This window comes from uncultured Lamprocystis sp. (assembly GCF_903933125.1).
Classification (GTDB): Bacteria; Pseudomonadota; Gammaproteobacteria; order Chromatiales; family Chromatiaceae; genus Thiodictyon.
The window spans coordinates 1-8,620 of record NZ_CAIZIZ010000124.1 but is presented as its reverse complement, the minus strand read 5'-3'; the positions used below and the strand labels follow the sequence as shown (position 1 = coordinate 8,620).

The following is an 8,620-nucleotide window of genomic DNA, read 5'->3' as shown; positions in this document are numbered from 1 at the left end:
CGGACGCTCAGCGGGTCGCGAACTGATCTGGCGCCCGCAAGGTCTGCGGCTGGACGACTGGGCCGAGGCACGTCACCGGATGCTCGTCTCCCCCGAGGGCGGCGGATCGCCGAACGTCATTTTCTTGGACGCCGAAGAGCGACGCTGGGTGAAACCGCGACGCGGGTTGGAAGAGATCAAGCCGGAAGACCTTGGGCAGTGCTGGCTCGCCGCCTACCACGTCTCCGAGCAATGGGAGAGCCAGTTGGAAGCATCGCTGCTGGCATTGAAGGCCGCGGCACCGGAACGCTTTCTTGGCCTGGTACACGACATGAACGGCTTTCTCTCCGGCAAGGAGATCCTGACCGAAATCAGAGTGGGTGAAAACCGCATTCGGGTCGCACTGCGTGACCACGCGGGCAGCGTCCATGGTCTGGATGATCTGAGCGCGGGCGAACATCAGGTATTGATCCAGATCTACATGGTTGGCCGCTGGCTCGAACCCGGCGGCATCGTCCTGATCGACGAACCTGACCTGCACCTGCACCCGTCGCTCATCCCCGGCTTCCTCTCTCGGCTGGAGCAGATGGTTGCCGCGCGCGACGGGCAGCTATTGATCACCTCCCACGTTCCGGATATCTGGAACCGTTATGAAGCGCTGGGGCAGCGTATCCTGCTGGGAACCACCCGATGAGGATGAGCGACCTGAATCACGGCACGAGACTCGACCGCAGCAACTCGTTTCTCCCGAACCTCGATACTGTCAGCGTTGGAATCAGCTCATGGAAACGACCGCCCACTTCGACAACATTCCCCAAGAGATCGCCAAGCGCCTCACCGCGGCTACCGAGCAAATCGTCGTCGCCGTCGCCCGGTTCACGGACCGCGACATCTTCGACATCCTGTGCAAAAAGGCCGGTCTTGGCCTGACCGTGCGCCTCGCAATCCCCGCGGATTCGCACAACATCGGCCCCGGCCGGCTCAATTTCGAGCGCCTGCGCGACATTGGCGGCGAGGTCTTCCTGCTCCCCGCCGGCCGCGACGACCAACCAACCATCGAGCACAACTTCTGCGTCATCGACCGCACCAGCGTGATTACCGGCTCACACGATTGGACCCGCCCGCCCGAGGGCAGCGACGACGGCCTGATCCTGGTCATCACCCATAACCCCGCCGACGGCACCGGCGCGGATGACGACGGCAACATCGCCGCCGACTACCTCGACGCCTTCACCGGCCTGCTCCAGGACCAAGGCCTTGGCCCCCGCGCCAGCGACAGCGCCGAGACCCGCCGACGCCTTGAAGTCATCCGTCATCTGCTGATGCTGGAAGACTGGGACGCCGTGGCCGCCCAAGTCGAGAAACTCCGCCCTGACAGCCGCGCCATGGGCCTCGATCCCTTGTTCGCCGCCCTGCGAGCACCCGCCGACGGCATCGCGGCGGCCTGGATCGACGACTATCTCCAGGGCAGCCGCGAGCGAACCCTCGCCAGGCACGAACGCACTGCCCTGCTGCGCCTCACGGTGCGCGCACTGGACTATCAGATCACCGCCCTGCGCGATGAACAGGCCGACATCGAGCGTCAGATCCATGCCTTTTCACTACGCGCCAACCACGAACTCGGCGACCTGACCATCCGTCACCTCGCGCTCCAGGCCGCGCTGCGCCGCCGCCAGGCCGAGGCCGATCCGGCCTTGCAGTCCGAGGCCGAGCGCGCTGAGGCCGAGTACCAAGACTACCGCGAGGCCAATACCCGTGCCCGCCGGACCCCGCCGCCCCCGTCGCTCGCCCCCGCGGATCTGGACGAACTCAAGCGCCTGTATCGCCAAACCAGCCAGCGCTGCCACCCGGACAAGGTGGATGCGGCCGACCAGGAGCGGGCCAAGGACCTGTTCATCCGGCTGCAAGCCGCCTACCGCAACAACGACCTCGCCGCCGTGCGCACCATCCATGCCGCCGTGCGCACCGGCCAGTTCGGCACCGCGCACGGCATCCCCCTGACCGATACCGAATCGCTGCAACACGCCATCATCGTCCTGCGCCACGACCTCGACCGGGTCGCCGCCGAGCTAAAGGCCCTGCGCGACACCGAGACCTACCGCACCCTGCACCGCCTCACCGACTGGGACGCCTATTTCGACGAGCGCCGCCTAACTTTCGAAGACGCCAACCTTTGGATCGAAGAGACCCTGGCCCGGATGCAGCAGCGCGCCGCCGACCCCGACGACACCGAGCACACTGAGCACACCCGCTTTCAAGACTGCCTGCGGGCACGACCGGACATCCTGGTGCAGGGTCTGTCCGGTCAGGCCGCGCTGAGCTTTGAGTTGCTCAGACGCTATCCCCGGCAGTGGGACTGGCAGGCGCTCTCTGCCAACCGCGCCCTGCGCTGGAGCCCGGCGCTCATCGCGCTCCTGGCCGACCGCTGGGATTGGCCGATCCTCTCCGCCAATCCGGCCCTGCCCTGGACGGCGGAACTGATCCAGCGCTTTGCCGACCGGTGGGACTGGGATGTACTCTCCGACAACGCCGCGCTCCCCTGGGGACTGGATCTCATCGAGCGCTTTACCGACCGCTGGCAGCCTCCGGCAGCGCGGCACCTGCGGCCGCTGTGGGAACGCTTGCAGCGGCAGGACATCATCGATCTGATGGACCAAGCACCAGTCCCGCCGGTACCGAGCCCCGAGAAATTCGACGATAGCGACGCCAAGAAATTCCTGGATGACTTATTTTGATGAATGACGACGCTTCCGATCCCAGATACGCCCTGGTGCCCGCGCCTGAGCGCGCGATGGTTCAAGCCACGGATCGGCTGCTTGCGGTCGCTTCTGCGGTCAATGACGAGGCGGAGCGCGAGCGGTTCACGGCATTGCTTCGCAGGCGTCCGGATCTGTTGGTTAAATGGCTGTCATGCTACTACGCGCTTGATGGCGACCTCGTCAAAACTTTCGCCAGCCGATGGCAATGGGGGTGGACGGAACACAGCCACAAAGACAGCTATTATTATGGTCTATCCTCAAATGAAGCCATGACTTGGAGCAGCGAATTAATCGGCCGCTTCGCCGATAGATGGGAATGGTCTAACCTGTCCCACAATATTGCCATTCCCTGGCACCTGGAACTGATTGCGCAATTTGCCGACCGATGGGATTGGTCCTCTCTCTCCTGCAACGAAGCGCTGCCCTGGAGCCTGGACTTGATCGAGCGATTCGCCGACCGATGGGATTGGAAATATCTGTCCTGGAATCCCGCCATGCCTTGGCACCAGGACTTGATCGAACGATTCGCCGACCGATGGAATTGGCAACATCTGTCCTGGAATCCCACCCTGCCTTGGCACCAGGACTTGATCGAGCGATTCGCCGACCGATGGGATTGGTCCTCTCTCTCCTGCAACGAATCGCTGCCCTGGAGCCTGGACTTGATCGAGCGATTCGCCGATCGATGGAATTTGCCCTCTCTCTCCTGCAACGAAGCCCTGCCGTGGCGCCTGGACTTGATCGAGCGATTCGCCGACCGATGGTATGGGGGCCGCAATGTCCATGGGCTCACTAGTAACGAAGCGCTGCCCTGGAGCCTGGACTTGATCGAGCGATTCGCCGATCGATGGGATTGGAAATATCTGTCCCGGAATCCCGCCCTGCCCTGGAGCCTGGACTTGATCGAGCGCTTCGCCGACCGATGGCATTGGCAATATCTGTCCCGGAATCCCGCCCTGCCCTGGAGCCTGGACTTGATCGAGCGATTCGCCGACCGATGGCATTGGCAATATCTGTCCCGGAATCCCGCCCCACCCTGGAGCCTGGACTTGATCGAGCGCTTCGCCGACCGATGGGATTGGCAACATCTGTCCTGGAATCCCGCCCTACCCTGGCGCCTGGACTTGATCGAGCGATTCGCCGACCGATGGGATTGGCAACATCTGTCCTGGAATTCCGCTCTGCCCTGGCGCCTGGACTTGATCGAGCGATTCGCCGACCGATGGAATTGGCGACATCTGTCCGCGAATCCCGCCTTGCCCTGGAGCCTAGATCTGCTCGAACGTTATGAACATCGGTGGGACTTCGCCGTCCTGGGAGCCTTCAAATGGGACTTTCAGCGATGGCGCTTTCTACGCCGCGAAGACATCATTAAACTAATGGAGTCGCTGCATGAAAAGCCCGAAACCAAAGCCTCAGGAATCGACTCACACCCCCAGGAAGCGACCCCGTTAAGTCAGAGAATCGAACCCAGAACACCAGACATCCTGCGAATGGTTAGCCGCGCATCCGAAAGCACAGAGCGACAGGCCACTGGTCTTTTCTCTTTCGATGACGACATCTTTTAAATCACCAGCCACTGGTGAGTTTCTCGCCCGCGGGTGCCGACGCGGGCCAAGCCCGTTGGGCTCAACGGCGGGATGCAGAAAAACCGCATGCCCGGTGGTGTGGTAAGACTGACGAGCGAAATCCCGTCAGCCCGACCCGATCAGCGCCCTACGGTCCTAACACTTTTTGCAACAGCGCCCTTCTCACAACAGGTGAATCCACTTGTTTCGCCTCTGCAACGAACGATGGCCAAGGAAAAACGGTAAATGTATGCTCAAGCACCACAAAGCCTTTTCGATCACAAACGCCGGCACTTGTGATTAGATTAGGCGGATGAAAAAAAACCACCGCCCCGAACAACTTATGACTATAGATATCAACCACTGGCAACCACTTCCGCAAAACCCATGCAGCGCTGCTGATTCGTCGTGTCTCGGCGATCACAATCCAAGGATGAGATGCCACGAGTTGCTCAGCCGCGGACCGGTCTATCATTCTTACATAAGCGACCATTCCACGTATGTAATTTACCATGTAGTGATGCAGCGAGTATTTCTCGCACCAGTGTATAGCGGACCTCAGCCTCCGAAGTAATTTTCGAGGCACGCTGAGTTTGGTATTTACAACTATCCCAACGACCGCTTGCCGGCTCCCCATTTTCATGACGCGCGTCTTACGGTTGTTGATCACAAGCGATTGGGATACTAATGTGCTTTTGACGGAATAAATTAGTTTCCCGATAATTAGGTCTCCAAGGGGCTTTTCGTCGTCCGTCGAAAAGAATAAATCATCCGCATACCTTGTATAACTGCATCCGTTGTCTGCAGCTATCGCACTTAGCTTCAAGTCATTGAGGCACATAACGATATTACTGATGACCGGCGATGCCGATGAGCCTTGTGGCAAGTGCCGAGGGGAACTAGGGGAGCGACTAATGTACCGCGTCTGACCATCTACTATTTCTTTATCCCGATGCTCATCTGTACATAAAAGAGCAAAGCAAGTACTGATACCTAGATTGTAACCCATGTCAAGGAATATCTGGCGTACGTTAAAAAAATTTATTGAAGGGAAAAAGTTTTCAATGTCTAACCGAATCACAACGGACTTTTTCTGGTGTGGAATCGCGCAGTCGACAATCGATCTACCTGCTCGATAGGCACATGCTGCGCTATGAATTTCCACTTTATCCAAGATATTCGTTTTTATCCACTGTTGAACATGAGCAAGCCGAGGCTTGGGGGATGCAATATATCGCAGCCCACCGCTCCTCTTCGGAATAGTAAAGCGGAAATAATGATCAACCGTACTCACCGGCTTCCTGTAACAAAGCCAAATCAATTCGCCTACAGACAGCCCAACACCATTACTGAGATCTGATAAATTGTTAATAATCGGAAACCCAACACTGCTGTGATTCTGATGAAAAAGGACACCATCTTGTTTCGGGGTTGTCGGACCCCATGAATTATACTCAAGAAACTCAGTTCTGAGATAATTCGGCTTAGTAGATGATTCAGTTCTGAGATAATCCTGCTTAGCAGACGATGGCATATCCGCCCCTGACAAGTAATGATACTCGATATTAATATTAAATGTGATATCTATTAAATATCAGCTATTGCTATATATCAGGTAAGCTGATTTTAGAATCGCAGAAATAGGCTATAGCGATTATAGCGCCATTTCTTAGCCAGTTCATACCTCGCCGCATCACAGCTAGAGGTCCGGGCAGGGAGCCATCTTGGCGCAGACGCGGACCAGTTGATCTATCGCTAAGTGCAGCATGAAGTGGCTGTTGACCCGATGCGGTAGAACATTGGGTGGGGTAAGAAACATTTCGAAGTACTTCGCGTAGATCCGCATAACCCAAAGAGAAATTCAGGGTTAAAGTGTTTGACCTGGAAGAATGCTTCATAACCGCGAAACGTCAAGTTAGGAATGGGATTTGCCGAGCCCAGCAAGCAACCGACTCTTCCGCGAAGCGGGGACGAAAAAGACAACTTACTCTACTACACGACGAATCATCGTGCGCACTACGTGTTCCTTGCGAACACTACAGTCTTTCTTGCAAACTAAGCTCGGCATTCATATGCTAGCACCATCACGAGAAATAACCAACGCCGCGTAGCGAGAGACACTTGAGAGACGTTTGCGCTGCAGCATTTTTCGCGCGCGCCGCGGGGTGAAGCCGGACCGGGTGGGTCTGAGGCGCAGGCGATTTCCGCTTGTCGTGTTCAAGTGCCGCGGCACCCCATTGCGGTGGATAAGGTGGATAAGGGACTAGGCTCGATTAATTCCTCTCTCCGCCAACCGCGACCTGCGCTGGAGCCCGGCGCTCCTGGCCGACCGCTAGGATTGGCCGATCCTCTCCGCCAATCCGGCTCTGCCCTGGACGGCGGAACTGATCCAGCGCTTTGCCGACCGGTGGGACTGGGATGTACTCTCCGACAACGCCGCGCTCCCCTGGGGACTGGATCTCATCGAGCGCTTTACCGACCGCCGGCCGCGCGGCACCTGCGGCCGCTGTGGGAACGCTTACAGCGGCAGGACATCATCGATCTGATGGACCAAGCACCAGTCCCGCCGGTGCCGAGCCCCGAGAAATTCAACGATAGCGACGCCAAGAAATTCCTGGATGACTTATTTTGATGAATGAGGACGCTTCCGATCCCAGAAACGCCCTGGTGCCCGCGCCTGAGCGCGCGATGGTTCAAGCCACGGATCGGCTACTTGCGGTCGCTTCTGCGGTCAAAGACGAGGCGGAGCGGGAGCGGTTCAAGGCGTTGCTTCGCAGGCATCCGAAGATCTTCGTTCCTGGTCTCTCTTGTCTTTATCCTCTTGATGACGATCTGATCGGTCGCTTTGCAGATCGGTGGAACTGGTTCGACCTCTCACATAGCGAAGTCCTACTCTGGACCTTGGATCTGATCGAGCGCTTTGCCGATCGGTGGAACTGGTATGGACTCTCTTGCAACGAAGGCCTGCCGTGGAGCCTGGAGTTGATCGAGCGTTATTCCGATCGGTGGGACTGGGATGGACTGGATGGGCTGCGTGGACTCTCTATAAACGAAGCCCTGCCGTGGAGCCTGGAGTTGGTCGAGCGTTATGCCGATCGGTGGGACTGGGAATGGCTTTCGTGGAACAGCGCTCTACCTTGGAGCGTGGAACTGATCGAGCGCTTTGCCGACCGGTGGAACTGGATGGCGGTTTCGCAGAACAAAGCTCTACCTTGGAGCGTGAAATTGATTGAACGTTTTGCCGACCGGTGGGACTGGATGGCGGTCTCGCTGAACAAAGATCTAGCTTGGAGCGTGGAACTGATCGAGCGCTTTGTCGACCGGTGGAACTGGACGGGCGCCTCGCAGAACGAAGCTCTACCTTGGAGCGTGGAACTGATCGAGCGCTTTGTCGACCGGTGGAACTGGACGGGGGTCTCGCAGAACAAAGCTCTACCTTGGAGCGTGGAACTGATCGAGCGCTTTGTCGACCGGTGGAACTGGTATTTGGTATCGAGGAACAAAGCCCTACCTTGGAGCGTGGAACTGATCGAGCGCTTTGTCAATCGGTGGGCTTGGCGACACCGCGGACTCGGGCAGAACGAATCCCTACCTTGGAGCGTAGAACTGATCGAGCGCTTTGCCGATCGGTGGCAATGGGGAGAAAATGGACTGTCTGGGAACCACGCCCTACCCTGGAGCCTGGACTTAATCGAGCGATTCGCTGACCGATGGGATTGGCACTGTCTGTCAGAGAATCACGCCCTACCCTGGAGCCTTAATCTGCTCGAACGCTATGAGCATCGGTGGGACTCGGCCGTCTTAGATCTGCTCGAAGGCTATGAGCATCGGTCGGTATTCGCCAACTTGGTAGCCTTTAAATCAAACTTTCACCTTCTGCGCCGCGAAAACGTCATCGACTTAATGGAGTCACTGCCGAGCAGGGATAAGGGGCGAATGGCACTGACTTAAGGCGTTAGCCTCATAGAAACAATCGGTTGCGATGGCGCGAAGTCAGCGAAAAACGGTTGCGGACTGGGCCGATGCCAGGAAACACCGCCGAAAAAGCTGCCTGAACTCAAGTGACTGCTTGTCGCACTGTCTGTAACCCGCTGATTTATAGATGTCTCGACTTAAGTCAGTGCCATTCGAGCCGGGCTCAATATAATTTTGCCGGCCATTATATAGCCTTCTTACCTGATATCCGGACAGACCCTTGGTGTAGGGGCGGGTTTGAAACCCGCCCCTACGTCCGGTTATCACGTCCGAGGGCTATATCAGCCCATCACTGGCTCACGGCAGCCCCAAACCTGCTCTATATCCTTATAGGACCTT

Annotated in this window: 5 protein-coding genes; 4 read left to right on the top strand and 1 reads right to left on the bottom strand. The window is 57.7% G+C overall.

Translation table 11 applies throughout. The features are described from left to right. The 3 genes from QZY03_RS05915 to QZY03_RS05905 form a co-directional block, all read left to right on the top strand. A partial coding sequence (locus tag QZY03_RS05915) for an AAA family ATPase (RefSeq protein ID WP_295579033.1) occupies positions 1–673 on the top strand: 673 nt, incomplete at its 5' end. 88 nt (positions 674–761) lie between these two features. After that, the gene (locus QZY03_RS05910) at positions 762–2,714 is read left to right on the top strand and encodes a phospholipase D-like domain-containing protein (protein WP_295579031.1); all 1,953 of its coding nucleotides are present in this window, start codon (positions 762–764) and stop codon (positions 2,712–2,714) included. Continuing rightward, entirely contained in the window at positions 2,714–4,306 is a 1,593-nt protein-coding gene (locus QZY03_RS05905) for a hypothetical protein (protein ID WP_295579028.1), read from the top strand. Before QZY03_RS05910 ends, QZY03_RS05905 begins: the two co-directional genes overlap by 1 nt. 148 nt (positions 4,307–4,454) lie before the next feature. On the opposite strand, the gene QZY03_RS05900 is transcribed toward QZY03_RS05905, so the two are convergent. Next, positions 4,455–5,840 carry a reverse transcriptase family protein gene (locus QZY03_RS05900; protein WP_295579025.1) on the bottom strand — a complete coding sequence of 462 codons (1,386 nt, stop codon included), beginning with the start codon at positions 5,838–5,840 and terminating at the stop codon, positions 4,455–4,457. Positions 5,841–6,937: 1,097 nt separating this feature from the next. Between QZY03_RS05900 and QZY03_RS05895 the strand changes: the two genes are divergently transcribed. Next, on the top strand, positions 6,938–8,257 hold the full coding sequence (locus tag QZY03_RS05895) for a hypothetical protein (protein WP_295579022.1): 1,320 nt from the start codon (positions 6,938–6,940) through the stop codon (positions 8,255–8,257). The last annotated feature ends 363 nt before the right edge of the window (positions 8,258–8,620 follow it).